We start from the raw sequence: 1,693 nt of genomic DNA on the forward strand, positions 1-1,693 counted from the left end.
CGGCAACGCCGGTGGCCGGGCGCGGATATGCGCCATCAGGTCGATGATCAGCACCACGCGGCCATCGCCAAGGATGGTTGCGCCAGACACGCCCTTCACCCCGGCAAACTGCGGCCCCAGGCCCTTGACCACGATCTCCCGGGTGCCGGCCATGGCGTCCACTTGCACCGCCACGCGCCGTTCGTTGCATTGCACCAGCAGCACCGGCAGCGGCTGGTACTGGCCCAGCAGGTTCGGCCGGCCGACGGTGTGCAGCAGGTCGCCGAGGTAGAACAGTTCGTAGCGTTGGCCGGCGTATTCGTAGCGCGGCGGGTCCTGCTGATAGTGCCCTTCCAGCTCATGGGGCATGACCCGCACCAGCCCTTCGATGGTGTTCAGCGGGATCGCATATTGATCGTCGGCACACTGCACCATCATCGCCCGGTTGACCGACACGGTGAACGGCAGGCGAATGCGAAAGTGCACGCCCTCTCCCGGCGTCGAGTCGATGACCATCGAGCCGCCCAGCTGGCGCACTTCTTCATGCACCACGTCCATGCCCACGCCACGCCCGGAAATCTGGGTGATTTTTTCGGCAGTGGAAAACCCCGGTTGCAGGATGAACTGCAACACGTCGCGGTCGCTGATTTCCAGGTTGGGGTCGAGCAAGCCACGCTTGATCGCCTTGCGCCGCACGGCTTCAAGCGGCACGCCGGCGCCGTCGTCGCGCATGTCGAAAACGATGTCGCCGCCTTCGTGGGTCAGGTCCAGGGTGATGCGGCCTTTCTCGGGTTTACCGGCCAGCAATCGTGCATCGCGGGATTCCAGGCCGTGGTCGACGGCGTTGCGCAACATGTGTTCCAGCGGCGCGACCATGCGCTCCAGCACGTTGCGGTCCATCTCGCCTTCGGCATTGCCGACGATAAATTCCACGTCCTTGCCCAGCTCGCCCGCCACCTGCCGCACGATGCGTTTAAGCCGTGGCAGCATGCGTTCGAAAGGCACCATGCGCGTGCGCATCAGGCCTTCCTGCAACTCGGTGTTGATGCGCGCCTGTTGCTGCAACAGGTTGTGGGCGTCCTGGTTGCGGCGGTCGAGGGTTTCCTTGAGGTCGAGCAGGTCGGAAGCCGATTCGAACAGGGCCCGGGACAGTTGTTGCAACTGGGAATGGCGGTCCATTTCCAGCGGGTCGAATTCTTCGTAGCCCAGGCGTTCGGCCTCGGCCTGCTGGCGGCTGAGGATGCGGCCCTGGGTCTCGGTGTCGAGGCGGCGCAGTTGATCGCGCATACGCTCGATGGTGGTTTCCACCTCGTTGAGGGCGATGCTCGCATCGTTGACCTGCTGCTCGATACGCCCACGGAAGATCGAAGTTTCACCCGCCAGGTTGACCAGGTCATCCAGCAAGTCGGCAGAGATCTTCACCATGTCGGCGGCCGGGTCGCTGGCCGGCACCGCCTCGGTTTTGGTTGCCGTCAACGCCAGCGGTGCGTCCGTCACTTCAGCCGGACGCACCAGGCTCTTGATGCGCTCGATCAGCAGGTCCACCGAGCCCACCGGCATGCCCGCCGCCACCGCATCGATCATCTGCGCCAGGCGGTCGTGGCAGCCTTGCAGCAAGGCGAACAGCTCCGCAGAGGGCGCCAGCAAACCGGCCGACAAGCCCTCATAGAGAAACTCCAGCTCATGGGCCAGGTCGCCAATCGGGCCGATCTCG

At 64.6% G+C, this 1,693-nt stretch carries 1 protein-coding gene; it reads right to left on the minus strand.

Annotated elements, in window-relative coordinates:
• Positions 1-1,693: chemotaxis protein CheA (locus HX846_RS37100; RefSeq protein WP_178967449.1), on the minus strand; the 1,693-nt coding region annotated here is incomplete at both ends.

The sequence above is a fragment of the Pseudomonas sp. K5002 genome (genome assembly GCF_013386655.1).
Lineage (GTDB): Bacteria > Pseudomonadota > Gammaproteobacteria > Pseudomonadales > Pseudomonadaceae > Aquipseudomonas.